Here is a 25,956-nt window from a genome sequence, read left to right as displayed (position 1 = left end):
ATCGCCGTTATGCCGAGAAATCCATTTGTCTACGGTCGGTCGACTGACACCGAAGCGGCGGGCCAGCTGGCTTTTCGTGAAATTACCCGAAAGCCAGTCAGCAACCAGCTTGATTCGTTGGTTCATGAGGGACTCTTGGTTCCAGGGCATGATCAGTTACCTCCTGATCATGCGTATTAACCTGTAAACCATGTCCCCGGTTAGAAATGTAAACGATGTCCCCGGTTTGTACCGGCGCAAGCCCCCTCCCACATTTTTGACGGTATTCCAAAGCAAAAAAAAACGCCAACCCGAAGGTTGGCGTTTTTTTATGCAGCACTTACATCACTGCGGCTTCTTGCGACCAAAACCCGGGCGTTGACCCGAACCGGCCGGGGCGCCACGGCGCTTGCCCGACGGCTCGTCCGCGACCAGTTTCGGGCCGGGGCGCTTGTTGGCCGCCGGCTTGGCTGGACGCTTGGTGCTGGCGTTGTCCGCTGGACGATCGGCTTCACCGCGGTTGCTGCGACCACCCGCCGGGGCAGGACGCGGGGTGCGCGGAGCACGCTCGCCTTCCTGACGCGATGGCGCGGTGGGGCGGCGCTCGCCTTCGATCTGCGGCTCACGCGAGATACGACCGCCGGTCGCCGGTGCATTCAGCGCCGGGCGCAGGGTGCGGGCAACACGTTCGGTGCGAGCCACAGGGCGCGACGATTTACGCTGCATACGCTCGAGCTTGTCTTTGCTCTTGGCGTTCATCTGCGGCATCGCGACCGGCGTCAGGCCGACTTCGGCGCTGAGGATGTCGACTTCGTACTGGCTCATTTCGCGCCAGCGGCCCATCGGCAGGTCGGAGTTGAGGAACACCGGACCGAAACGCACGCGCTTCAGGCGGCTCACCACCAGGCCCTGGGATTCCCACAGGCGACGGACTTCACGGTTGCGACCTTCCATCACCACGCAGTGGTACCAATGGTTGAAACCTTCACCGCCTGGGGCTTGCTTGATGTCGGTGAACTTGGCCGGGCCATCTTCCAGCACCACGCCAGCCTTCAGGCGCTCGATCATTTCGTCATCGACTTCACCGCGTACACGCACGGCGTATTCGCGGTCCATCTCGTAGGACGGGTGCATCAGGCGGTTGGCCAGCTCACCGTCGGTGGTGAACATCAGCAAGCCGGTGGTGTTGATGTCGAGACGGCCGATGTTGATCCAACGGCCTTCTTTAGGCTTAGGCATCTTGTCGAACACGGTCGGACGGCCTTCCGGGTCGTCACGGGTGCAGATCTCGCCATCGGGCTTGTTGTACATGATCACGCGGCGCACCGATTCGGCGGCCTCTTCACGCTTGATGACCTTGCCATCAATGGTGATTGCATCGTGCAGGTCGACGCGCTGGCCGAGGGTGGCCTCGACGCCGTTGACCTTGATGCGCTTCTGGGTGATCCAGGCTTCGACGTCGCGGCGCGAGCCCACGCCGATACGCGCCAGCACCTTTTGCAGTTTTTCGCCTGCTGGGCCGATTTCCTGGCTGTCGTTCTGGTCTTTGTCGTTCATCTTAAGCACCTCCCGGTGGGTCGATTCAGGCGTGGCCTGAAGAGTGTTGAAAGCGGGGCTTTGGCCGAATAGCTCGGCAAAGGGTCGCGAATCATACGCGCATGGCGCGCGTTGCGCATCAGAGACTAGTCGATATGCGCCCAGTCATTTGCTTTTCCGCCGACCGGTGGCGCCCAGGGCCAGCAAACGCAGCTCGGCTTCGGCCAAGACGGTACGCTTGTCGGCTTTGTCGAGTTTCTTCCAGGCACGGATCTCGCGCTTGCTGCGGCCGCAGCCAACGCAGATGTCGTCGTTGAATTTGCAGAGGCTGATGCAAGGGTCTTTGGTGGAGCTCATGCGTTTTCCCTGACAATCAAAGTCAAATGTGTGGGGCTTGCTGTGGTGAGCAGGCTTGCCCTGCGCTGGGCTGCGAAGCAGCCCCTTGAGTCGGCGGTGAACCTGTCGGGGGACAAGCCCCACTCACCACAGCAAGCCCCCTCCCACATGAGGTCAGTGGCGGTAAATAAATCGCGTCAGTCTTCGAACTGGCGGCGCTCGGCCTCGATCGCTTCGGCCAGGGCCCGGGCTTCGTCTTCCTCATCGCTCAGCGGCGGATGTTCGAGGGCGGCGACGGCGGCGAGAAGTTTCTCGCGGGCTTCGGCCACGCCGAGGATATCTTCTTCGGGCTCGGGCTCAGGTTCGACCTCAGGCTCAACGTCCACGTTCACTTGCGCTTCAGGCTCGGCAGCACCGTCACGCAACAAATCATCAAAGTCGGTCTTGATCCCCTGCTCCATGTCATCCAGCTCCAGCAACAACGTGTGGAAACTGGTCTCGTCCTTCGGTTCTTCCGGCTCTGCGGTCGCGTCGGCCAGTTCCTGCAGGCTCGCGGGCACCGGCGCATCGTCGAAATCGAGCACCGGCTCGGCTTCCATCTCGCGCAGTTCGGCCAGCGGCGGTAAATCGTCGAGGTTCTTCAGGTTGAAGTGGTCGAGAAACACCTTGGTGGTGGCAAACATCGCCGGTTTGCCGGGCACGTCGCGGTAACCGACGATACGGATCCACTCGCGCTCCAGCAGGGTCTTGACGATATGGCTGTTGACCGCCACGCCCCGCACGTCTTCGATCTCGCCACGGGTGATCGGCTGGCGATAGGCGATCAGCGCCATGGTCTCCAGCATCGCCCGTGAATAACGCTGTGGGCGCTCTTCCCACAAGCGACCGACCCACGGGGAAAACTTCTCACGTATCTGCAGGCGATAACCCGACGCCACCTCGCGCAATTCAAAGGCACGTCCGTCGCAGGATTTGCGCAGGATCTCCAGCGCCTTCTTGAACACCGGCGGCTCAGGGCGCTCGGCCTCCTCAAAGAGTTCGAACAAGCGCTCCAGGGATTGCGGTTTACCCGAGGCCAGGAGAAAGGCTTCCAGCAATGGGGCCAGTTCGCGGGGTTCAGTCAGATTCATCGATTCAGCTCTTTATTCGGCTCGCGCCCGCACGTGGATAGCCGCAAAAGGCTCATTCTGGACCAGCTCGACCAAGGATTCCTTCACCAACTCGAGGATCGCCATAAAGGTCACCACCACCCCCAGGCGCCCTTCTTCGGCCGTAAACAGCTCGACAAACGGCACGAAGCCGCCGCCCTTGAGGCGCTCCAGCACGTCGCTCATACGCTCACGGGTGGACAGCGCCTCGCGGCTGACCTGGTGGTGCTCAAACATGTCGCCACGGCGCAGCACCTCGGCCATGGACATCAACAATTCTTCCAGGCTCACATCCGGCAGCAACTTGCGCGCACGGGCTTCGGGGGCGTCGAGCTTGGGCACCACCACGTCGCGACCCACACGGCTCAAGCCGTCGATACCTTCGGCGGCGGCCTTGAAACGTTCGTACTCTTGCAGGCGGCGGATCAGTTCGGCGCGCGGGTCGTCCTCTTCAGCTTCGACCGTCTCCGAGCGCGGCAGCAGCATGCGCGACTTGATCTCGGCAAGCATGGCGGCCATCACCAAGTACTCGGCGGCGAGCTCCAGGCGCACCGACTGCATCAGCTCCACATAGCCCATGTACTGGCGAGTGATTTCCGCCACCGGAATGTCGAGGATATTGATGTTCTGCTTGCGGATCAGGTACAGCAACAAGTCCAACGGACCTTCGAAGGCGTCAAGGAAGACTTCCAGCGCGTCCGGCGGAATGTACAGATCCAGCGGCATTTCCATGACCGCCTGGCCATACACCATGGCAAACGGCAGTTCCTGCTGGGCGCCTGCCTGGGGGTCGACGGTCTCCACGGCCGACATTCAGGCCTCGACCATAAACGGAGCCGGGTCGCCGCAACCCACGCGGATCACTTCCGGTTCGCCATCGGCCAGGTTGATCACGGTGGACGCCTTGCCGCCGCCGAAACCGCCGTCGATGATCAGGTCGACCTGTTTTTCCAGCAATTGGCGCATTTCGTACGGGTCTTCCAGCGGTTCGGTATCGCCAGGCATGATCAGCGACACGCTCATCAGCGGCTCACCCAGTTCGGCCAACAGTGCCAGGGCGATGGGGTGCTCCGGCACCCGCAGGCCGATGGTGCGCTTCTTCGGGTGCAACAGCAGGCGCGGCACTTCGCGGGTGGCGTTCAGAATAAAGGTGTAGGGCCCTGGCGTGTGGGCCTTGAGCAGGCGGAAGGTGCCGGTGTCGACCTTGGCGAACAGCCCCAGCTGGGACAGGTCGCTGCAGATCAGCGCAAAGTTGTGCTTGTCGTCCAGTTGACGCAGACGTCTTACACGCTCGACCGCGCCTTTGTCGCCGATCTGGCAACCAATGGCGTAGGAAGAGTCGGTTGGGTAGATCACCACGCCACCGGCGCGAATGATCTCGACGGCCTGTTTAATCAGGCGCGCCTGGGGGTTTTCCGGATGAATCTGGAAGAATTGACTCACGTGTTCTACCTGTTCAGACGGTGGCAATAATGGGGTCATGCTTGAATCGCCCCCACAAGAGCGGCAAGTCTTCCGGGACGGGGCGATACTCGCCGATCTCGGACCAGCCGCCTGGGCCATGAAAATCACTGCCGGCACTGACCAGCAGACCAAATTCGCGGGCAAGAATCGCCAGGCTGCCGACCTGTTCGGCGGGTTGATGCCCGTTGACCACTTCGATTGCGTGGCCGCCCGCTCCAATATAGTCGGCAATCAGCTTGCGACGCTTGCTGCGGGTGAAATCGTAATGCCAGGGATGCGCCAGGCTGACCCAGGCACCAGAGGCGCGCAGGGTCTCGACGGTGTCTTCCAGGGTCGGCCAATGTTGCTTCACATCCCCCAACTTGCCGGCGCCCAACCACTTGCGAAAGGCTTCGGCACGGTCCTTGACGAAACCTTCCCGCACCATCCAGTCGGCAAAGTGCGGCCGGGCCGGTGCATTGCCGCTGTCACCCAGTTCCTGCTGGATGGCGCGGGCGCCTTCGAGCGCTCCAGGCATGCCTTTAAGGCTGAGCTTGCGGCTTATTTCTTCGGACCGCAGCCAGCGGCCATCGTGCAATTGGGCGATGGCCGCGACCAAAGGCGCGGCGTTTTGATCGAAACCGTAGCCGAGCACATGAATGGTGGCGCCGCCCCAGGTGCAGGACAACTCCACACCGTTGACCAGTTGCATGCCCAGTGAATGGGCGGCTTCGCGGGCTTCGTCGAGGCCTTCGAGGGTGTCGTGGTCGGTCAAGGACAGGACTCGCACGCCTTTTTCAAACGCACGCGCAACCAGTACCGCGGGCGCCAGGGCGCCGTCGGAGGCCGTGCTGTGGCAGTGCAAATCGACATTCACGGGGATGTGTAACCTCAAGTCAGCTGGCGCTTTCGCTACCTAGGATGTTTGTTATTATGCCGCCACATCCAGCTTCTGGCTCTTACTGTGAAACAATTCATCGACTTCATCCCGCTGTTGCTGTTTTTCATCGTCTACAAACTCGACCCCAGGGTCATCGATCTGGCCGGCCATGAGCTGACGTTCGGGGGCATCTACAGCGCCACCGCCGTGCTTATCATCAGCTCCGTCGTGGTCTACGGCGCCATCTTCATCTCCCAGCGCAAACTGGAAAAAAGCCAATGGCTGACCCTGGTCGCCTGCCTGGTCTTCGGCAGCCTGACCCTGGCCTTCCACAGTGAAACCTTCCTTAAATGGAAAGCCCCGGTGGTGAACTGGCTGTTCGCCCTGGCGTTCATCGGCAGCCATTTCATCGGTGACCGCCTGTTGATCAAGCGGATCATGGGCCATGCGTTGACCCTGCCGGAGCCGGTGTGGACGCGCTTGAACGTAGCCTGGATCGTGTTCTTCCTGTTCTGCGGCGCCGCCAACCTGTTCGTGGCATTCACGTTCCAGGACTACTGGGTCGACTTCAAAGTCTTCGGCAGCCTGGGCATGACCGTGCTGTTCCTGGTTGCCCAGGGTATTTACCTGTCACGTCATCTGCATGACGCCGATCCCACCACGCCAAAAACCGAGGACTGACATGCTCTACGCCATCATTGCCACCGACGTTGCCAACTCGCTGGAAAAACGCCTGAGCGTGCGCCCGGCTCACGTCGAACGGCTGAAACAGCTGCAAGCCGAAGGACGTATCGTGTTGGCCGGCCCGCATCCTGCGGTGGACAGCAATGACCCGGGCGATGCCGGTTTTACCGGTAGCCTGATCGTTGCCGAGTTCGCGTCCCTGGCCGATGCACAGGCCTGGGCCAAGGCTGACCCTTACGTCGCGGCCGGCGTTTACGCCGACGTCGTGATCAAACCGTTCAAGCAAGTCCTGCCTTGATCAAAAGGCGTGCCGAACCTATTCGGTTCGGCGAACGCCTAATTGCTCATTATTCTGGGTAACCTGCCGACAACGTTCTGAATATTCGTGTGGAATCAGGAGTTCCGATGCGCTTACGTCAGTTGTGTCTGTTGGCAGTGTTAATGATCGGGGCTACGGCCCACGCTGAAGAAACCTCGAACACCGGCAGTTCCACGCCCCTGTCCTTGAGTGCCGGCGCCCAGATCAGCGAGTTGCAGCAACGTTTGAAAGAAAGCGAACGCCAGCGTGAAGAACTGAGCAAGCAACTGCAAAGTGCGGACGCTAGCCGCGAGAGCGGCCAATTGAATCGCCTTCGCCAAGAGAACCAACGCCTGGCCCAGCAACTCAAAGAGACTCAGGGCGGGGCCTTGACCCGATGGCTGACCGAGCAACAACAGTGGTTCGTCACCGGCGGGGCCGTCGCACTGATCGCCCTGCTGTGCGGGATCTTCGCCAGCGGTGGGCACCGTCGCCGTCGACAATGGCTAAATTGAGTGAGTCATGAGCGAGCTGTTACTGATAGATGATGACCAGGAGCTCTGCGAGCTGCTGACCAGTTGGTTGAGCCAGGAAGGCTTCCAGGTGCGCGCCTGCCATGACGGCTTGAGCGCCCGCAAAGCCTTGGCCGACAGCGCCCCGGCAGCGGTGGTGCTTGACGTAATGCTGCCCGACGGCAGCGGCCTTGAGCTGCTCAAGCAATTGCGCAACGACCACCCTGAGCTGCCGGTGCTGATGCTGTCGGCCCGCGGCGAACCGCTGGACCGTATCCTCGGCCTGGAACTGGGCGCCGATGATTACCTGGCCAAGCCCTGCGACCCTCGCGAGCTCACCGCCCGCCTGCGCGCGGTACTGCGCCGCAGCCACCCGGCGGCCGTGTCTACCCAGCTGGAGCTGGGCGACCTGTGCTTCAGCCCGGTACGCGGTGTGGTCAGCATCGATGAACAGGAATTTGCGCTCACCGTCTCCGAAAGCCGATTGCTGGAAGCTTTGCTGCGCCAGCCCGGCGAACCGTTGGACAAACAGGAACTCGCGCAGATTGCCCTGGGCCGTAAGCTGACCCTTTACGATCGCAGCCTGGACATGCACGTGAGTAACCTGCGCAAAAAGATCGGCCCACACCCGGATGGCCGGCCACGGATCGTGGCGTTGCGCAGTCGCGGTTACTACTACAGCCTCTAACGCTCCCAGCGTTCCACGGTAGAGGCTGGCGTGTTTGAATATTCAAACCCAAGGGTTTTGTCAGTTTGCAACAAAACCCTCTTTACCCAAGCTTTACGCACACCTGACCGCCGCTGACCTTGATCTCCGTAATCTACTCACATCCGGACTCACCGGAATAGAGACAGGAGAATCACCATGCGCAAGACCCTTATCGCTTTGATGTTCGCCGCTGCCCTGCCGACCGTTGCCATGGCTGCAATGCCCGAAGGCCCAGGCCCGATGGGCGGCCCAGAAGGCCACATGATGGGTGGCCCGGGCCACGGCGGTGAACACGGTCCGCGCGGCAAAGGCGGCCCTTTCAGCCAACTGGACCTGAGCAAAGAGCAGCGCGAGCAGATCGGCAAACTGATGGGCGACCAATGGCATGCTCGTAAAGACCTGACCAAAAAGTACCTGGATAAACTGCCCGCTGCCGACCAGAAAGCCATGCAGGACGAAATCGCCGCCGGCAAGCAGAAAACCCAGGCTGACATCCGTGCCGTGCTGAAGCCCGATCAGCAGAAAAAATTCGACGAGATCGTCAAGAAGCAAGAACAGCGCCGCGCCGAATGGAAGGAATTCCAAGCCTGGAAAGCGCAACAGCCGCAAAAAGCGCAATAATGCCCCCGTAACGCTCCCAGCCCAGTGGCTCCCGCCACTGGGCTTTTCCTGTTTGAGGGTTTCCTGTGCGTTCATTGTTCTGGCGCATCCTGGCCAGCTTCTGGCTGGCCATCGCCTTGGTTGCCGGGTTGTCGATCCTGCTTGGGCACATGCTTAATCAAGATGCCTGGATTCTCAGCCGTCACCCCGGCCTCAATAACCTGGCCGAAGAGTGGACCCAACTCTACGAAGCCCAGGGTGAAGACGCTGCCCAGGATTTGCTGCAACAGCGTAAACGCCAGTATCACATCGATGTGCAGGTACTGAACGAAAGCGGCGAGCCGGTGGTGCGCGGTACGTTCCCGCGCCGCGCCGCCGCTTTCGAGGCCCGGCAGAACGACAGCAATGACGGCCACCTGCCTTGGCGCCGCCTGACCGCTGAATACACCAGTGAGAAGACCGGCGACACTTACCTGTTGATCTACCGCATCCCACACCCGGAGCTGGACGAATGGCACCGCAGCAGCCTGGCATGGCCGTTAATGGCATTGGTCGTCGCCTTGGTGGTGCTGACCCTGTTCAGCCTGTTCGTCACGCTGTCCATCACGCGCCCGTTGAGCCGCCTGCGCGGTGCCGTGCATGACCTTGGCCAAGCCACTTACCAGCAAAACAGCCTGGCGCAGCTGGCCAACCGACGCGATGAGTTCGGCGTGCTGGCCACCGACTTCAACCGCATGGGCGCGCGCCTGCAAAGCCTGATCGGCAGCCAGCGCCAGTTGCTGCGCGACGTGTCCCACGAACTGCGTTCGCCCCTGGCCCGCCTGCGCATCGCCCTGGCCCTGGCCGAACGCGCCAGCCCCGAGGAACGCGAAAAACTCTGGCCTCGCCTGACCCGCGAATGTGATCGCCTGGAGGCACTGATCAGCGAAATCCTGGTATTGGCCCGCGTCGATGCCGACAACGCCAGCGCCGAAGAGATCGACCTCAACCCGTTGCTCAAGACCCTGCAAAAGGACGCCCAACTCAGCGCCCCGGACGAGGTGGTGCAGCTCACCACCGATACCGAACTGCACCTCAAGGGGTGGCCGACCATGATCGAACGGGCAGTGGATAACCTGCTGCGCAACGCCCAGCGCTTCAACCCGCCGGGCCAGCCGATCGAGTTACACGCCCACCTTCACGGCGAGCATATTGTGATCAGCGTGCGCGACCACGGCCCCGGCGTTGACGCCGAGCACCTGAGCCAATTGGGCGAACCGTTCTACCGCGCCCCAGGCCAGACCGCACAAGGCCACGGCCTGGGCCTGGCGATTGCCCGGCGCGCCGCCGAGCGCCATGGCGGCAGTCTGTTCCTGGCCAATCATGCCCAAGGCGGTTTTATCGCCAGTATCGACCTGCCGCTGGAGCCTGGGGTTGTCACACCGGCCTGATGATCTTCTATAGTGGCCCTTCTATTATGGAGGGCCTTTGATGACTGACCTGCTGACTCCCATCCAAGCCGCACTCGACCTGCCACACACCCCGTTGACGTTGACCGAAGCCGGCGCCCTGCCCTCGACCTTTGCCGTGACCGACCTGGCCTGCGCCAGCCTCGGTGCCGCCGGCCAGGCCGTGGCCCAGTTGATCCAGCAACAGACCGGGCGATTGCCCGGCGTCAGCGTGGACCGCCGCCTCGCGTCCTTCTGGTTCTCCTCCTCTATTCGCCCGGTAGGCTGGGAAACCCCACCGCTGTGGGACCCGGTGGCTGGCGACTACGCCGGCGCCGATGGCTGGATTCGCCTGCACACCAACGCGCCCCATCACCGCGCCGCCGCCGAGCGGGTGTTGGGAAAAGCCATCGACCGCAGCGAGATGGCCGCCTATGTTGCCAAGTGGAAGGCTGCTGAGTTGGAGCAGGCGATTGTCGATGAGGGTGGCTGCGCGGCGCAGATGCGTTCGTGGCAGGCATGGCAGTCGCATCCCCAAGGGTTGGCGGTGAATGCCGAGGCGTTGGTGCAGCGCCAGACCTATCAAACCACCCCCGACAAAGCCTGGCTCGGCTCGGTGGCGCGGCCGCTGGCGGGCCTCAAGGTCCTGGACCTGACCCGCGTACTGGCCGGCCCCGTGGCCAGTCGTTTTCTCGCGGGCCTGGGCGCCGATGTGCTGCGCATCGACTCCCCGAGCTGGAACGAGCCTGGCGTGGTGCCGGAAATGACCCTGGGCAAACGCTGCGCCCGCCTGGATCTCAAGAGTGCCGAAGGCCGCCGGATTTTCGACAGCCTCCTCCAAGACACCGACATCTTGTTCCACGGCTACCGCGCCGACGCCCTGGAGCAACTGGGCTACACCGCCAGCGCCCTGCAAACCCTCGCCCCTGGCCTGATCGACGTGAGCCTGAACGCCTACGGCTGGAGCGGCCCGTGGCGCAATCGCCGAGGTTTCGACAGCCTGGTGCAGATGAGCAGCGGGATTGCCGCGGCGGGCATGGCCTGGAAACAAGCGGACAAACCGGTGCCGCTGCCGTTGCAGGCGCTGGATCACGCCACCGGGTACTTGATGGCGGCCAGTGCGCTTCAAGCCTTGAGCGAACGCTTGAAATCCGGGCGTGGCGGTTCGGCGCGGTTGTCGTTGGCGCGTACGGCAAAATTGTTGGTGGAGGCAGGGCAGGTGCCGGAGCAGCCGACGTTGCGAGGCGAGGAAGCGAGCGATCAAGGGCTGGTGGTTGAACAGACCGCGTGGGGCCCGGCGCATCGTTTGCTTGCGCCGGTGACCATCAGCGGTACACCGTTGCAGTGGGATCTGGCGGCAGGCGAATTGGGGTCACACCGAGCGCAGTGGTGAACCGACTGCCGCCATCGGGGGCAAGCCCCCTCCCACATTTTGACCACATTCCAACGGATGTACGCGGTCAAGTGTGGGAGCTGGCTTGCCTGCGATGAGGCCAGTACAGACAGTATCAATCTGACCGCTGCAACGACGTCCACAAATGTTGCGCCGCATACGCCCTCAGCGGCCGCCACGCCTCAGCCCGCGCCAACAACTGCCGGGCAGACACCGGCCCGCCCTCCAGCGCCGCCAGCGCATTGATCAGCCCGATATCCCCCGACGCAAACGCATCCGCTTCGCGCATCTGGCGCATGGCGATGTACTGCGCCGTCCAATCGCCAATCCCCGGCAACGCGACCAGCCTGGTGACGCCCTCCTTGAGGCTGGCCTTGGGTTCGAACACCTCAGGATCATCCAGCAATGCCTGGGCGACACCTGACAACGTGCGCCCACGCGCCTTGGGCATGCCAAGGGTGGCCAGGTCCGCCACGGCCAAGACTTCAGCCGTGGGGAACACATGGGTGATACCGGCGTAAGGCGTTTCCAGCGGTTGGCCGTACTGCGCCACCAACTTGCCCGCCAAGCGAATGGCCGCCACCACGGTGATCTGCTGGCCCAGCACTGCACGAATCGCCAGCTCCAGCCCGTCCCAGGTGCCCGGTACGCGCAAGCCCGGACGGGCCGCAACCAACCGGGCCATCAATGGGTCGGTCGCCAGTTGCGCATTGATCTGCTGGGGTTGGGCGTCCAGATCAAACATCTTGCGCAGGCGGCGCTCGATCTCGGGCAACGCCGCCCCCTCTGGAAAATCGACGCCAACATCCAACCCATCGCCAGTCCCCGGCGCCACACTGATCCAGCCATGCCGTCCCTCGACGCTGATGCTGCGCCGATACACGCCCGCCTCCACGGTCTCCATCCCAGCGATCGCCCGTGCCGACAGAAAGCCCAACATCGCCGCCCAGTCATACGGCGGCTGATACGCCAATCTCACAACGACAACACCCCGCTGTACAACCCATACGCCGCCAGCCCCGCGCCAGTGACCACGCAGCTGAAAATGCCTTTTTCCAGGTGAGTAAACAAGGGCTGGCCTTGCTCACGCTTGGCCAGGGCAAACAGGATCACGCCCGGGGCATACAGCAACGCCGACAGGAGCAGGTACTTCAAACCGCCGGCGTAGAGCAGCCACACCGCGTAGCCGAGGGCAACCAGGCCAACCAGCAAGTCCTTCATGCGCTGGCCGTGGGCGCCTTCGTAGGTTTCGCCGCGCCCGCTCAATAAGACGGCATAGGCCGCCGACCACAGGTACGGCACCAGGATCATCGACGAGGCGAGGTAAATCAGGGTGGTGTAGGTGCTGTGGGAAAACAGTGTGATCACCAGGAAAACCTGGATCATCACATTGGTCAGCCACAACGCGTTGACCGGCACCTGGTTGGCGTTTTCCTTTTTCAGGAAGGCCGGCATGGTCTTGTCATGGGCCGTGGCATAGAGGATTTCGGCGCAAAGCAACGCCCAGGACAGCAAGGCGCCGAGCAGGGAAACCGCCAAGCCAATGCTGATCGCCATCGCGCCCCAGGGGCCGACAATATGTTCGAGCACGCCGGCCAGGGACGGGTTCTGCAATTGCGCAAGTTCCGGCTGGCTCATGATCCCCAGGGACAGTACGTTCACCAGCACCAGCAAGGCCAGCACCCCAACAAAACCGATCACCGTGGCGCGGCCCACGTCCGAGCGTTTCTCCGCCCGCGCCGAATACACGCTGGCGCCTTCGATACCAATAAACACAAATACGGTGACCAGCATCATGTTGCGCACCTGGTCCACCACGTTGCCGATGTTCGGGTTGCCCAGGCCCCAGATATCCCGAGTGAAAATATCGGCCTTGAACGCCACACCCGCGATCACGATGAACATCAGCAACGGTACGATCTTCGCCACGGTGGTGATCTGGTTGATGAACGCCGCCTCCTTGATCCCGCGCAGCACCAGGAAATGCACGGCCCACAGCAGCAACGACGCACACCCAATGGCCACCGGCGTGTTGCCCTGGCCGAACAGCGGAAAAAAGTAACCCAGGGTACTGAACAGCAACACGAAGTAACCGACGTTGCCCATCCATGCACTGATCCAATAGCCCCATGCCGACGAGAACCCCATGTAGTCACCGAAGCCCGCCTTGGCGTAGGCATACACGCCCGAATCCAGGTTGGGTTTGCGATTGGCCAGGGTCTGGAACACGAACGCGAGGGTCAGCATACCGACCGCGGTGATCGCCCAGCCGATCAACACCGCCCCCACCTCCGCACGCGCGGCCATATTCTGCGGCAACGAAAAAATCCCACCGCCGATCATCGACCCCACCACCAGGGCAATCAGGGCGCTGAGTCGAAGTTTTTGAGCGGGTTGAGACATGAACACTCCTGATTAAATAAAAGTTTTGACTGATAAGCGCGCACTCAACTGATTAATCCAGCGCGTGTAGCGTTATTAGGGGCCGCGATAAAAGTACCCTGCTCATAACCCTGCGGTATGACAGTTTATATATTTTAAGCTTATTTATAATTTAAATACGGACGATCATTCGTCGCATCCAAGCTACTTACTGTCGCATTCCCGAAAAGTTTGCACATTCCTGAAAAAGGTCTAGTTTAAATCCTCCATACGCAGGACTAAATGATTAATCAACACGCAGAGATCGCTCTGGAAAGCGCCTTTGCGCGGAAAACTATTGCCCAGGACTTTCCACCCTAAGTCATTAATTCACAATGGAATGTGCCAATGAAGTGATCTGAGTCAGCTGTTTGATTAGCGCACGGATTTATTCTGTGGTCTCTCTTCTCCTGCATTGGAGTTATGCGATGTCTGAATCTCCCGGAAAACTTCGATTGGGCGCACTGGTTGCACTTGTCGTCGGCTCAATGATTGGCGGCGGGATCTTTTCACTCCCGCAAAATATGGCCGCCAGTGCCGATGTTGGTGCGGTATTGATTGGTTGGGTGATTACCGCCATCGGCATGTTGACCCTCGCCTTTGTGTTCCAGACCCTCGCCAACCGCAAGCCCGACCTCGACGGCGGGGTGTACGCCTATGCCAAGGCTGGTTTCGGCGACTACATGGGCTTTTCATCAGCCTGGGGCTATTGGATCAGCGCGTGGCTGGGCAACGTTGGCTACTTCGTGTTGCTGTTCAGCACCCTCGGCTATTTCTTCCCGATCTTTGGCGAAGGCAATACGCCGGCGGCGGTGATCGGTGCTTCGGTGCTGCTGTGGGCCGTGCATTTCCTGGTGCTGCGCGGCATCAAGGAAGCCGCGTTCATCAACCTGGTGACTACCGTCGCCAAAGTGGTGCCACTGGTGCTGTTCGTGCTGATCGCCGTGTTCGCGTTCAAGCTGGATATCTTCACCGCTGACATCTGGGGCGTGAAAAACCCGGACCTGGGCAGCGTGATGAACCAGGTGCGCAACATGATGCTGGTCACCGTGTGGGTGTTTATCGGCATCGAAGGCGCGAGCATCTTCTCGTCCCGTGCGGAAAAACGTTCTGACGTCGGCAAGGCTACCGTCATCGGTTTTATCACCGTGCTGCTGTTCCTGATGCTGGTGAACGTGTTGTCCCTGGGCATCATGACCCAACCGGAACTGGCCAAGCTGCAGAACCCGTCGATGGCCGCCGTGCTGGAGCATGTGGTGGGCCACTGGGGCGCGGTGCTGATCAGCGTCGGCTTGATCATCTCGCTGCTGGGGGCGCTGCTGTCGTGGGTGCTGCTGTGTGCGGAGATCATGTTCGCCGCCGCCAAGGACCACACCATGCCGGAGTTCCTGCGCAAGGAAAACGCCAACCACGTACCGGTCAACGCGCTGTGGCTGACCAACGCGATGGTCCAGATTTTCCTGGTGATCACGCTGTTTTCCGCCAGCACTTACCTGTCGCTGATCTACCTCGCCACCTCGATGATCCTGGTGCCTTACCTGTGGTCGGCGGCCTACGCCCTGCTGCTGGCGGTGCGCGGCGAAACCTACGAAACCGCCCTGGCCGAGCGCAAGAAGGACCTGTTCATCGGCGCCGTCGCGCTGATCTACGCGGTCTGGCTGCTCTATGCCGGCGGCACCAAATACCTGCTGCTGTCGGCCCTGCTCTACGCCCCCGGCGCGATCCTGTTCGCCAAGGCCAAGCGTGAACTGGGCAAACCGATTTTCACCAACGTCGAGAAGCTGATTTTCGCTGCAGTGGTCGCAGGCGCCCTGGTGGCTGCTTATGGCCTCTACGACGGCTTCCTGACCTTGTAATTGTGTCTCACTGGAGGATCTGTAATGACCACGGAAAAAGTGAAGTACGGCGTACATTCCGAAGCCGGCAAACTGCGCAAAGTCATGGTGTGCTCCCCAGGTTTGGCCCACCAGCGGCTAACCCCCAATAACTGCGATGAACTGCTGTTCGATGACGTGCTCTGGGTGGCCCAGGCCAAGCGCGACCACTTCGACTTCGTCACCAAGATGCGCGAGCGGGATATTGATGTGCTGGAAATGCACAACCTGCTCACCGACATCGTCGCCATCCCCGAAGCCCTGGACTGGATCCTGGAACGCAAGATCACCTCCAACACGGTAGGCCTGGGCCTGGTCGAGGAAGTCAGTTCGTGGCTGCGCAGCCTGGAGCCGCGCAAGATCGCCGAGTTCCTGATCGGAGGCGTGTCGGCCGATGACCTGCCAAGCAGCTTCGGTGGCAAGACCATCGAGATGTTCCGCGACTTCCTCGGCCACGCCAGTTTCATTCTGCCGCCGCTGCCCAACACCCAGTTCACCCGCGACACCACCTGCTGGATCTACGGCGGTGTGACGCTCAACCCGATGTACTGGCCGGCGCGACGCCAGGAAACCCTGCTGGCCAGCGCCATCTACAAATTCCACCCGGAGTTCACCCAGGCGGACTTCCAGATCTGGTACGGCGATCCCGACCAGGAACACGGTGCCGCCACGCTGGAAGGCGGCGACGTCATGCCAATTGGCAATGGCGTGGTGTTGATCGGCATGGGCGAGCGCTCGTCCCACCAGGCCATCGGCCAACTGGCGCGCAACCTGTTCAAGAACAAAGCCGTGGAACGCGTGATCGTGGCCGGCCTGCCGAAATCCCGCGCGGCGATGCACCTGGACACCGTGTTCAGCTTCTGCGACCGCGACCTGGTCACCGTCTTCCCTGAAGTGGTCAACCAGATCGTGCCCTTCACCCTGCGCCCAGATGACAGCAAGCCACACGGCATCGACATCCAACGGGAGAAAACCAACTTCCTCGACACCGTCGCCGCAGCCCTCAACCTCAAGGCACTGCGCGTGGTCGAGACCGGCGGCAACAGCTTTGCCGCCGAACGCGAGCAATGGGACGACGGCAACAACGTGGTGGCCGTGGAGCCTGGCGTGGTGATCGGCTACGACCGCAACACCTACACCAACACCCTGCTGCGCAAGGCGGGCGTGGAAGTGATCACCATCAGCGCCGGTGAACTCGGCCGTGGCCGCGGCGGCGGTCACTGCATGACCTGCCCGATCATCCGCGACCCTATCGACTATTAATTTCCAGGCCTTGGCCGTCGCCCATAAGGCGCCGGCCAAGGGGATAACCTAAACAGAAGGAGATCCATCATGGCTTTCAACATGCGCAACCGCAGCCTGCTCTCGCTGATGCACCACACCACCCGCGAGCTGAACTACCTGCTGGACCTGTCCCGCGACCTCAAGCGCGCCAAATACACCGGCACCGAGCGTCCGCACCTGCAGGGCAAGAACATCGCGCTGATCTTCGAAAAAACCTCGACCCGCACCCGCTGCGCCTTCGAAGTCGCAGCCCATGACCAGGGCGCCCACGTCACCTACATCGACCCGGTGTCGTCGCAGATCGGCCACAAAGAAAGCATGAAAGACACCGCCCGCGTACTGGGCCGGATGTTCGACGCCATCGAATACCGTGGCTTCGAACAGGAAATCGTCGAAGAGCTGGCCAAGTTCGCCGGGGTGCCGGTGTTCAACGGCCTCACCGCCGAATTCCACCCGACCCAAATGATCGCCGACACCCTGACCATGCGCGAGCACAGCGACAAACCGCTGCATGACATCAGCTACGCCTACCTGGGCGATGCGCGCTACAACATGGGCAACTCACTGCTGATGATCGGCGCCAAGCTGGGCATGGACGTGCGCATCGGCGCGCCGAAAGCCCTGTGGCCGCACGAGGATTTCATCAAGCAATGCCAGGCGTTTGCCGAGGAAAGCGGCGCGCGTATCACCATCACCGAAGACCCGAAGGAAGCGGTCAAGGGCGTGGACTTCATCCACACCGATATCTGGGTGTCCATGGGTGAGCCGGTGGAAGCGTGGGACGAGCGCATCGAGCAACTGCTGCCGTACCAGGTCAACGCCAAGATGATGAAAGCCTCGGGCAACCCTCGGGTGAAGTTCATGCACTGCCTGCCGGCCTTCCACAACAGCGAAACCAAGGTGGGCAAGGACATCGCCGCGCGTTATCCGAACCTGGCCAATGGCGTGGAAGTGACCGAGGAAGTGTTCGAATCGCCGGCCAATATCGCGTTTGAGCAGGCTGAAAACCGCATGCATACCATCAAGGCGATTCTGGTGTCGGCACTCGCAGATATCTAAATCTTACTGCTGGAACACAGTCAGTGTGGGAGGGGGCTTGCCCCCTCCCACACTGGCCGTGTTCACAACGATGAATTTCAGAAGGACACTCTTTATGCGCATCGTCGTAGCCCTGGGCGGCAACGCCCTGCTCCGCCGTGGTGAACCCATGACGGCGGACAACCAACGCGCCAATATCCGCATCGCCACCGAACAGATCGCCAAGATCCATGCCGGCAACGAGCTGGTGATCGCCCACGGCAATGGTCCGCAAGTCGGCCTGCTGTCGTTGCAGGCGGCGGCCTACACCCAGGTGTCGCCTTACCCGCTGGACGTGCTCGGCGCCGAGACCGAAGGCATGATCGGCTACATCATCGAACAGGAACTGGGCAACCTGCTGGACTTCGAAGTGCCCTTCGCCACCCTGCTCACCCAGGTCGAAGTCGACGCCAAGGACCCGGCCTTCCAGAACCCGACCAAACCCATCGGCCCGGTGTACTCCAAAGCCGAAGCGGAAAAACTCGCCGCCGAAAAAGGCTGGGCGATTGCACCGGATGGCGACAAGTACCGCCGCGTGGTCGCCAGCCCACGGCCCAAACGCATCTTTGAAATTCGCCCGATCAAATGGCTGCTGGAAAAAAACGCCATTGTGATCTGCGCCGGCGGTGGTGGCATCCCGACGACGTATGGCGACGACGGTAAGCTCAAAGGCATCGAAGCGGTGATCGACAAGGACCTGTGCTCCTCCTTGCTGGCGGCGCAACTGGACGCCGATCTGCTGGTGATCGCCACCGACGTCAACGCCGCGTTTATCGACTACGGTAAGCCGACCCAGAAAGCCATCGGCCAGGCCCACCCCGACGACCTGGAAAAACTCGGCTTCGCCGCCGGTTCCATGGGCCCCAAGGTCCAAGCCGCCTGTGAGTTCGCCCGCCAGACTGGCAAAACCGCCGTCATCGGTTCACTCTCGGACATCGAAGCCATCGTCCAGGGCAGCGCCGGCACGCGCATCAGCACGGCAACACCTGGCATCACCTATCTGTGAAGTAGAGGAGATACGCCTATGGCCACCTTTGAACCGGGTCACCTGCACGTTGAACGTCACGCGCTGAACAAGGATGACTACAGCTACAACCTGTGTATCGATTACGAAGTCAGCCAGGACCCAAAGGAAGGCAAGGGCATGCTGTTCAAGCTGCACGGCTCGGTGCAGGGCAAGGACCTCAAGGAAGAGTTCTTCTTGCCCAAGGACCAGGCATTCGACTTTGCCCGGCATGCGATGAACATCGCGCAGAAGTATGGGATGCCGAAGATTGCGGTACTCAATGGCTCGATGCACAAGCAGTACGACCAGATGTTCGAAGATGTGCGGCATCAGTTGGATGTGAAATCGGGTGACCCCATCAAACCCGAACACTTGGAATAACTGGCACAACCTGGCTTCAAGTGTGGGAGGGGGCTTTTGCGGCGAGGGAGCTTGCTCCCGTTGGGGTGCGCAGCGCCCCAAATAGCCGACTCCAGCTTCGCTGTCGGACGGGAGCAAGCTCCCTCGCCACAGCAAGCCCCCTCCCACATTTTGATCTCCACCCTCTGCAAGGCATACTTGCTGCCTCTCGCGTCCCAGAATTGTCAGCAGCCCCATGCGTATCCACGTCAGTTTCATCGACCGCGTCGGCATTACCCAGGAAGTCCTGGCCTTGCTCGGTGGGCGCAATCTCAACCTGGATGCGGTGGAGATGGTGCCGCCCAACGTCTATATCGACGCGCCGACCCTGAGCGCCGACGTCCTCGAAGAACTGCGTGACGCGCTGTTCAGCGTGCACGGCGTGCAGGCGGTCACGGTGGTGGACATCCTCCCCGGCCAACGCCGCCACCTGCAACTCGACGCCCTGCTGGCCGCCATGACCGACCCGGTGCTGGCGCTGGACAGCGCGGGCAAGATCCTGCTGGCCAACCCGGCGTTGATCGCCCTGTACGGTCGCGAACCGGCCGGGGAAAGCATCAGCGAGCTGTTCAATGATCCGGCCCTGCTGGAGACCTTGCTGGAACAAGGCTTTCGCTTGCCGTTGCGAGAGATCAGCGTCAACGGCCAGACGCTGTTGCTGGACGCCACGCCGATTACCGACGCCGGCGCGCTGCTGACGCTCTATCAACCCAATCGCATTGGCGAACAACTCTCGGCGTTGCACCACGGCCATGCCGAAGGCTTTGATGCGCTGCTCGGCGAGTCGCCGGTCATCCGCACCCTCAAGGCGCGCGCGCAGCGAGTGGCAGCGTTGGATGCACCGCTGTTGATCCAGGGCGAAACCGGCACCGGCAAGGAATTGGTCGCGCGTGCCTGCCACGCCATCAGTGCACGCCACAGCGCGCCGTTCCTGGCCTTGAACTGCGCGGCGCTGCCGGAGAACCTCGCCGAGAGCGAGCTGTTCGGTTATGCACCGGGCGCCTTTACCGGCGCGCAACGCGGTGGCAAGCCAGGGCTGATGGAGTTGGCCAACCAAGGCACGGTGTTCCTCGATGAGATCGGCGAGATGTCGCCGTACTTACAGGCCAAGCTGCTGCGTTTTCTCAATGACGGCAGCTTCCGTCGCGTCGGCGGCGACCGTGAAGTGAAGGTCAATGTGCGCATTCTCAGCGCCACCCACCGTGACCTGGAAAAAATGGTCAGCGAGGGCACCTTCCGCGAAGACCTGTTCTACCGCCTCAATGTGCTTAACGTTGAAGTGCCGCCCTTGCGCGAACGCGGCCAGGACATCCTGCTGCTCGCCCGCTACTTCATGCAGCAGGCCTGCGCACAGATCCAGCGCCCGGTGTGCCGCCTGGCGCCCGGTACTTACCCGGCGCTGCTGGGCAACCGCTGGCCGGGCAACGTTCGGCAACTGCAGAACGTGATCTTCCGCGCCGCCGCCATCTGCGAAAGCAGCCTGGTGGACATCGGCGACCTCGACATCGCTGGCACCTCGGTGGCGCGCCAGGGCGACGGCGAAGTCGACAGCCTGGAACAGGCCATGGAAGATTTCGAACGCAGCCTGCTGGAAAAGCTCTACGCCAGCTACCCCTCGACCCGCCAACTGGCCAGCCGGCTGCAGACCTCCCACACGGCGATTGCTCATCGCCTGCGCAAGTACGGCATTCCCTCCAACAAGCCCTGACTGGCTGGGTCGATAGAGGTCAAATGTGGGAGGGGCGGTGCGACGATTCGACTTGCCCCCGATAGCAGTGTGTCAATCAAAGCATCTCTAACTGACCCATCGCCATCGGGGGCAAGCCCCCTCCCACATTGGCAGCATTCCAAACATCGACCGCCTGCCAGGTTTTGGTCTGAGAACGACATCGGCTGTACTGAAAGCGCTACAGCGTAACGATATCGCTACAACCCTGTTTTTTGCGCGCCATGCAAGGCTTTGATCCACATAGGCTTTTTTTCACGCGCACGTGTGTAGCGAAATCGCTACAGCCAACCGTCATCTCGTCATAGCCATTTTTTATAACTCACTGATTTATAAAGACTTACTAACCTTGGCCGCGATATTGCTAAGCAACTCCCCATTATTCCAATCCCGTCCACCAGACGAATCTGGCCCCGAGGAGTTTCCATGAGCGAGTTGCGTTTCACTGAAGATCACGAATGGCTGCGCGCCGAAGCTGACGGCAGCGTCACCGTGGGTATCACCGCTTTTGCGCAGAACGCGCTGGGTGATGTGGTTTTCGTGCAACTGCCGGAGTTGCAGGCCTACGACAAGGGCGCTGAAGCGTCCACCGTGGAGTCGGTCAAGGCCGCCAGCGGTGTGTACATGCCGCTGGACGGTGAAGTGCTCGAAGTGAACGACAAACTCGATGGCAGCCCGGAGTTGGTCAACGAAGACCCGATGGGCGAAGGGTGGTTCTTCCGCTTTAAACCCGCTGATGCCAGTGCAGTGGCTAAGCTGTTGGATCAGGATGCGTACGACCGCCTGATCAAAGCCAACGCTGAAGCTTGAGGAGCGCGCCATGACCGTTAATCTGACTACCGCCAACGAATTCATCGCCCGCCACATCGGCCCGCGCCAGGAAGACGAGCAACACATGCTCGCCAGCCTGGGCTTTGACTCCCTGGAAGCCCTGAGCGCCAGCGTGATCCCGGAAAGCATCAAGGGCACCAGCGTGCTCGGCCTGGAAGATGGCCTGAGCGAAGCCGAGGCCCTGGCCAAGATCAAGGCCATCGCCGGCCAGAACCAACTGTTCAAGACCTACATCGGCCAGGGCTACTACAACTGCCACACGCCGTCGCCTATCCTGCGCAACCTGTTGGAAAACCCGGCCTGGTACACCGCCTACACCCCGTACCAGCCAGAAATTTCCCAAGGCCGCCTGGAAGCGTTGCTGAACTTCCAGACCCTGATCAGCGACCTCACCGGCCTGCCGATCGCCAACGCCTCGCTGCTTGACGAAGCCACCGCAGCCGCCGAAGCCATGACCTTCTGCAAGCGCCTGAGCAAGAACAAGGGCAGCAATGCCTTCTTCGCCTCGATCCACAGCCACCCGCAAACCCTCGACGTGCTGCGCACCCGTGCCGAGCCACTGGGTATTGATGTGGTGGTGGGCGATGAGCGTGAACTGACCGACGTCAGCGCCTTCTTCGGCGCCCTGCTGCAATACCCGGCCAGTAACGGTGACGTGTTCGACTACCGCGCGCTGACTGAGCGTTTCCACGCCTCCAACGCTTTGGTCGCCGTGGCCGCCGACCTGCTGGCCCTGACCCTGCTGACCCCGCCGGGTGAGTTCGGTGCCGACGTGGCCATCGGCAGCGCGCAACGCTTCGGCGTGCCGCTGGGCTTTGGCGGCCCGCACGCGGCGTACTTCTCCACCAAGGATGCGTTCAAGCGCGACATGCCGGGCCGTCTGGTCGGCGTCTCCGTGGACCGTTTCGGCAAGCCGGCCCTGCGCCTGGCCATGCAGACCCGCGAGCAACATATCCGTCGCGAGAAAGCCACCAGCAACATCTGCACCGCCCAAGTGCTGTTGGCCAACATCGCCAGCATGTACGCCGTGTACCACGGCCCCAAAGGCCTGACGCAGATCGCCCAGCGCATTCACCAGCTGACCGCGATCCTGGCCAAGGGCTTGACCGCCCTGGGCCAGAAGGTCGAGCAGGAACACTTCTTCGACACCCTCACCCTCAACACCGGTGCCAACACCGCCACCCTGCACGACAAGGCCCGCGCCCAGCGCATCAACCTGCGTGTCGTGGACGCTGAGCGTCTGGGTGTGTCGGTGGACGAAACCACCACACAAGCCGACATTGAAACCCTGTGGGCGATCTTCGCCGACGGCAAGGCCTTGCCTGACTTCGCGGCCAACGTGGACAGCACCCTGCCGGCAGCGCTGCTGCGCCAGTCGCCGATCCTCAGCCACCCGGTGTTCAACCGCTATCACTCCGAAACCGAGCTGATGCGCTACCTGCGCAAGCTGGCCGACAAGGACCTGGCGCTGGACCGCACCATGATTCCGCTGGGCTCGTGCACCATGAAGCTCAACGCCGCCAGCGAAATGATCCCGGTGACCTGGGCCGAGTTCGGTGCCCTGCACCCGTTCGCTCCCGCCGAACAAAGCGCCGGCTACCTGCAACTGACCTCGGACCTGGAAGCCATGCTCTGCGCGGCCACCGGTTACGACGCGATCTCGTTGCAACCGAACGCCGGTTCCCAGGGCGAGTACGCAGGCCTCTTGGCCATTCGTGCCTATCACCAGAGCCGTGGCGAAGAACGTCGCGACATCTGCCTGATCCCGTCGTCGGCCCACGGCACCAACCCGGCCACCGCCAACATGGCGGGCATGCGTGTCGTGGTGACCGCTTGCGATGCGCGTGGCAACGTCGATATCGAAGACCTGCGCGCCAAGGCCATTGAGCACCGCGATCACCTCGCCGCGCTGATGATCACCTACCCGTCCACCCACGGCGTGTTCGAAGAAGGTATCCGCGAAATCTGCGGCATCATTCACGACAACGGTGGCCAGGTGTACATCGACGGCGCCAACATGAACGCCATGGTCGGCCTCTGCGCACCGGGCAAGTTCGGCGGCGACGTGTCCCACCTGAACCTGCACAAGACCTTCTGCATTCCTCACGGCGGTGGCGGCCCGGGCGTTGGCCCGATCGGCGTCAAGTCGCACCTCACGCCGTTCCTGCCGGGCCACGCCGCCATGGAACGCAAGGAAGGCGCGGTATGCGCAGCGCCGTTCGGCAGCGCGAGCATCCTGCCGATCACCTGGATGTACATCAGCATGATGGGCGGCGCGGGGCTCAAGCGCGCTTCGCAGCTGGCGATCCTGAATGCCAACTACATTTCCCGTCGCCTGGAAGAGCACTACCCCGTGCTGTACACCGGCAGCAACGGCCTGGTGGCGCACGAATGCATCCTCGACCTGCGCCCACTCAAAGACAGCAGCGGCATCAGCGTAGATGACGTGGCCAAGCGCCTGATCGACTTCGGCTTCCACGCACCGACCATGTCGTTCCCGGTTGCCGGCACGTTGATGATCGAGCCGACCGAAAGCGAATCCAAGGAAGAACTGGACCGCTTCTGCGACGCCATGATCGCCATCCGCGAAGAAATCCGCGCGGTGGAAAACGGCACCCTGGACAAGGACGACAACCCACTGAAGAACGCCCCGCACACCGCCGCTGAATTGGTCGGTGAGTGGTCGCACCCGTACAGCCGTGAACAGGCGGTATACCCGGTAGCTTCGTTGATCGAAGGCAAGTACTGGCCGCCGGTGGGTCGGGTCGACAACGTGTTTGGCGATCGCAATTTGGTGTGTGCGTGCCCGTCGATCGAGAGCTACGCATAACTTAAGGATGTACTGGGTACAAATGTGGGAGGGGGCTTGCCCCCGATAGCGGTGGGTCAGAGACAGATGAGCTGACTGGCACACTTTCATCGGGGGCAAGCCCCCTCCCACACTTGACCAAGGCGACCTTCAGAAAATAATAAGAAACCGGAGAACAACTCATGTCTTTAAGCGTGTTCGACCTGTTCAAGATTGGCATCGGCCCCTCCAGTTCCCACACCGTGGGCCCGATGCGCGCCGCCGCCCGATTTGTCGAGGGCCTGCGCCGCGACAACCTGCTGAGCGCCACCACCAGCGTCAAGGTGGAACTCTACGGCTCGCTCGGCGCCACCGGCAAAGGCCACGGCAGCGACAAGGCCGTACTGCTTGGGCTGGAAGGCGAACACCCGGACACCGTGAATACCGAAACCGTGGCAACGCGCCTGGCGCAGATGCGCAAGGACGGCCGCCTGAATTTGCTCGGCGAACACAGCATCGTGTTCAACGAGAAAGAACACTTGGCGATGATTCGCAAACCCCTCGCCTATCATCCCAACGGCATGATTTTCCGCGCCTTCGACGCCGCCAATATCCAGATCCGCAGCCGCGAGTACTACTCGGTGGGCGGCGGTTTTGTGGTGGATGAAGACGCCGCCGGCGCCGACCGGATTGTCGAAGACGCCACGCCATTGACCTTCCCCTTCAAGCACGCCAAGGACTTGCTGGGCCATTGCACCACTTACGGGCTGTCCATCAGCCAGGTGATGCTGACCAATGAAAGTGCCTGGCGCCCGGAAGCGGAAACCCGCGCCGGCCTGCTGAAGATCTGGCAAGTGATGCAGGACTGCGTGGACGCCGGCTGTCGCAATGAAGGGATTCTGCCTGGCGGCCTGAAGGTCAAGCGTCGCGCCGCGGCGTTGCATCGCCAGCTGTGCAAGCACCCGGAATCGGCGCTGCGCGACCCACTGTCGGTGCTGGATTGGGTCAATCTGTACGCGCTGGCGGTCAACGAAGAAAACGCCAACGGCGGGCGCGTGGTCACGGCGCCCACCAACGGTGCGGCCGGGATTGTGCCGGCGGTGCTGCATTACTACATGCGCTTTATCCCCGGCGCGAACGAAGACGGCGTGGTGCGCTTCCTGCTCACCGCCGCCGCCATCGGCATTCTGTACAAGGAAAACGCGTCGATCTCGGGTGCCGAAGTCGGCTGCCAGGGTGAAGTCGGCGTGGCCTGTTCCATGGCCGCCGGCGCGCTGTGCGAAGTCTTGGGTGGCAGCGTTTCCCAGGTGGAAAACGCCGCCGAAATCGGCATGGAACACAACCTCGGCCTCACCTGCGACCCGATTGGCGGGCTGGTGCAGGTGCCCTGCATCGAGCGCAATGCGATGGGCTCGGTCAAGGCGATCAATGCGGTGCGCATGGCGCTGCGTGGCGACGGGCAACACTTCGTCTCGCTGGACAAGGTCATCCGCACCATGCGCCAGACCGGCGCCGACATGAAAAGCAAATACAAGGAAACCGCCCGTGGCGGTTTGGCGGTCAACATTATCGAGTGCTGACGCCTAACGGCGCGCCAGCACGTTT

The 25,956-nt window shown here is 61.7% G+C and carries 25 protein-coding genes; 16 read left to right on the top strand and 9 right to left on the bottom strand.

Going from position 1 to position 25,956, the window contains the following annotated elements; translation table 11 throughout:
- From K7431_RS18190 to K7431_RS18160, 7 genes are all read right to left on the bottom strand, one after another.
- Positions 1-150 (bottom strand): helix-turn-helix domain-containing protein (locus K7431_RS18190; protein WP_370636893.1); only part of this gene is annotated, 150 nt, incomplete at its 3' end.
- Positions 151-324: 174 nt separating this feature from the next.
- Positions 325-1,536 carry a 23S rRNA pseudouridine(2605) synthase RluB gene (gene rluB / locus K7431_RS18185; RefSeq protein WP_015885577.1) on the bottom strand — a complete coding sequence of 404 codons (1,212 nt, stop codon included), beginning with the start codon at positions 1,534-1,536 and terminating at the stop codon, positions 325-327.
- Between the two features lie 144 nt (positions 1,537-1,680).
- Positions 1,681-1,872 carry a DUF1289 domain-containing protein gene (locus K7431_RS18180; RefSeq protein ID WP_015885578.1) on the bottom strand — a complete coding sequence of 64 codons (192 nt, stop codon included), beginning with the start codon at positions 1,870-1,872 and terminating at the stop codon, positions 1,681-1,683.
- Positions 1,873-2,048: 176 nt separating this feature from the next.
- Positions 2,049-2,981: an SMC-Scp complex subunit ScpB gene (scpB, locus tag K7431_RS18175; protein WP_015885579.1), complete on the bottom strand. Its 933-nt coding sequence runs from the start codon at positions 2,979-2,981 to the stop codon at positions 2,049-2,051.
- Positions 2,982-2,993: 12 nt separating this feature from the next.
- Positions 2,994-3,692, bottom strand: a complete 699-nt coding sequence (locus tag K7431_RS18170) for a segregation and condensation protein A (RefSeq protein ID WP_173390412.1) — start codon at positions 3,690-3,692, stop codon at positions 2,994-2,996.
- 120 nt (positions 3,693-3,812) lie between these two features.
- Positions 3,813-4,442 (bottom strand): L-threonylcarbamoyladenylate synthase, encoded by a 630-nt coding sequence (locus K7431_RS18165; RefSeq protein WP_015885581.1) that lies wholly within the window; start codon positions 4,440-4,442, stop codon positions 3,813-3,815.
- Positions 4,443-4,455: 13 nt separating this feature from the next.
- Positions 4,456-5,319 (bottom strand): PHP domain-containing protein, encoded by an 864-nt coding sequence (locus tag K7431_RS18160; protein WP_015885582.1) that lies wholly within the window; start codon positions 5,317-5,319, stop codon positions 4,456-4,458.
- An 87-nt stretch (positions 5,320-5,406) separates the two neighbouring features.
- On the opposite strand from K7431_RS18160, the gene K7431_RS18155 reads away from it, so the two are divergent.
- From K7431_RS18155 to K7431_RS18125, 7 genes are all read left to right on the top strand, one after another.
- Positions 5,407-6,003 (top strand): septation protein A, encoded by a 597-nt coding sequence (locus tag K7431_RS18155; protein WP_015885583.1) that lies wholly within the window; start codon positions 5,407-5,409, stop codon positions 6,001-6,003.
- Position 6,004: 1 nt separating this feature from the next.
- Entirely contained in the window at positions 6,005-6,304 is a 300-nt protein-coding gene (locus tag K7431_RS18150) for a YciI family protein (protein ID WP_015885584.1), read from the top strand.
- 107 nt (positions 6,305-6,411) lie between these two features.
- Positions 6,412-6,819, top strand: coding sequence for a translation initiation factor 2 (locus K7431_RS18145; RefSeq protein ID WP_015885585.1), 408 nt, complete (start codon positions 6,412-6,414; stop codon positions 6,817-6,819).
- 7 nt (positions 6,820-6,826) lie between these two features.
- Complete coding sequence (locus tag K7431_RS18140) at positions 6,827-7,504, top strand: response regulator transcription factor (RefSeq protein ID WP_003193803.1); 678 nt, start codon at positions 6,827-6,829, stop codon at positions 7,502-7,504.
- 177 nt (positions 7,505-7,681) lie between these two features.
- Positions 7,682-8,146 carry a hypothetical protein gene (locus K7431_RS18135; RefSeq protein WP_015885586.1) on the top strand — a complete coding sequence of 155 codons (465 nt, stop codon included), beginning with the start codon at positions 7,682-7,684 and terminating at the stop codon, positions 8,144-8,146.
- Between the two features lie 65 nt (positions 8,147-8,211).
- Positions 8,212-9,555: a sensor histidine kinase gene (locus tag K7431_RS18130; RefSeq protein WP_015885587.1), complete on the top strand. Its 1,344-nt coding sequence runs from the start codon at positions 8,212-8,214 to the stop codon at positions 9,553-9,555.
- 40 nt (positions 9,556-9,595) lie between these two features.
- Positions 9,596-10,945: a CoA transferase gene (locus K7431_RS18125; protein WP_043205813.1), complete on the top strand. Its 1,350-nt coding sequence runs from the start codon at positions 9,596-9,598 to the stop codon at positions 10,943-10,945.
- Positions 10,946-11,060: 115 nt separating this feature from the next.
- Here K7431_RS18125 and K7431_RS18120 read toward each other — a convergent pair whose 3' ends face one another.
- Positions 11,061-11,924 carry a DNA-3-methyladenine glycosylase family protein gene (locus tag K7431_RS18120; protein WP_015885589.1) on the bottom strand — a complete coding sequence of 288 codons (864 nt, stop codon included), beginning with the start codon at positions 11,922-11,924 and terminating at the stop codon, positions 11,061-11,063.
- Positions 11,921-13,348 (bottom strand): arginine-ornithine antiporter, encoded by a 1,428-nt coding sequence (gene arcD / locus K7431_RS18115; protein WP_015885590.1) that lies wholly within the window; start codon positions 13,346-13,348, stop codon positions 11,921-11,923. The genes K7431_RS18120 and arcD (K7431_RS18115) overlap by 4 nt, the downstream gene beginning before the upstream one ends.
- A 446-nt stretch (positions 13,349-13,794) precedes the next feature.
- Between arcD (K7431_RS18115) and arcD (K7431_RS18110) the strand changes: the two genes are divergently transcribed.
- From arcD (K7431_RS18110) to K7431_RS18070, 9 genes are all read left to right on the top strand, one after another.
- Entirely contained in the window at positions 13,795-15,222 is a 1,428-nt protein-coding gene (gene arcD, locus K7431_RS18110) for an arginine-ornithine antiporter (protein ID WP_043205814.1), read from the top strand.
- A 24-nt stretch (positions 15,223-15,246) separates the two neighbouring features.
- Positions 15,247-16,503: an arginine deiminase gene (gene arcA / locus K7431_RS18105; RefSeq protein ID WP_015885592.1), complete on the top strand. Its 1,257-nt coding sequence runs from the start codon at positions 15,247-15,249 to the stop codon at positions 16,501-16,503.
- Between the two features lie 69 nt (positions 16,504-16,572).
- Positions 16,573-17,583: an ornithine carbamoyltransferase gene (locus K7431_RS18100; protein ID WP_015885593.1), complete on the top strand. Its 1,011-nt coding sequence runs from the start codon at positions 16,573-16,575 to the stop codon at positions 17,581-17,583.
- Between the two features lie 94 nt (positions 17,584-17,677).
- Positions 17,678-18,607 carry a carbamate kinase gene (gene arcC, locus K7431_RS18095; protein WP_015885594.1) on the top strand — a complete coding sequence of 310 codons (930 nt, stop codon included), beginning with the start codon at positions 17,678-17,680 and terminating at the stop codon, positions 18,605-18,607.
- Between the two features lie 18 nt (positions 18,608-18,625).
- Positions 18,626-18,988 (top strand): DUF5064 family protein, encoded by a 363-nt coding sequence (locus K7431_RS18090; RefSeq protein ID WP_015885595.1) that lies wholly within the window; start codon positions 18,626-18,628, stop codon positions 18,986-18,988.
- A 214-nt stretch (positions 18,989-19,202) separates the two neighbouring features.
- A complete protein-coding gene (locus tag K7431_RS18085; RefSeq protein WP_015885596.1) occupies positions 19,203-20,714 on the top strand; it encodes a sigma-54-dependent transcriptional regulator in 1,512 nt (503 codons plus the stop codon).
- A gap of 444 nt (positions 20,715-21,158) precedes the next feature.
- A complete protein-coding gene (gene gcvH, locus K7431_RS18080; RefSeq protein WP_015885597.1) occupies positions 21,159-21,542 on the top strand; it encodes a glycine cleavage system protein GcvH in 384 nt (127 codons plus the stop codon).
- Between the two features lie 10 nt (positions 21,543-21,552).
- Positions 21,553-24,393, top strand: coding sequence for an aminomethyl-transferring glycine dehydrogenase (gcvP, locus tag K7431_RS18075; protein WP_015885598.1), 2,841 nt, complete (start codon positions 21,553-21,555; stop codon positions 24,391-24,393).
- 161 nt (positions 24,394-24,554) lie between these two features.
- Positions 24,555-25,931, top strand: a complete 1,377-nt coding sequence (locus K7431_RS18070; RefSeq protein ID WP_015885599.1) for an L-serine ammonia-lyase — start codon at positions 24,555-24,557, stop codon at positions 25,929-25,931.
- Positions 25,932-25,956 lie beyond the last annotated feature (25 nt).

Origin of the sequence: Pseudomonas fluorescens group sp. (assembly GCF_020093335.1) — a bacterium.
Lineage (GTDB): Bacteria > Pseudomonadota > Gammaproteobacteria > Pseudomonadales > Pseudomonadaceae > Aquipseudomonas > Aquipseudomonas petroselini.
This window is presented reverse-complemented; position numbering and strand designations above follow the sequence as displayed.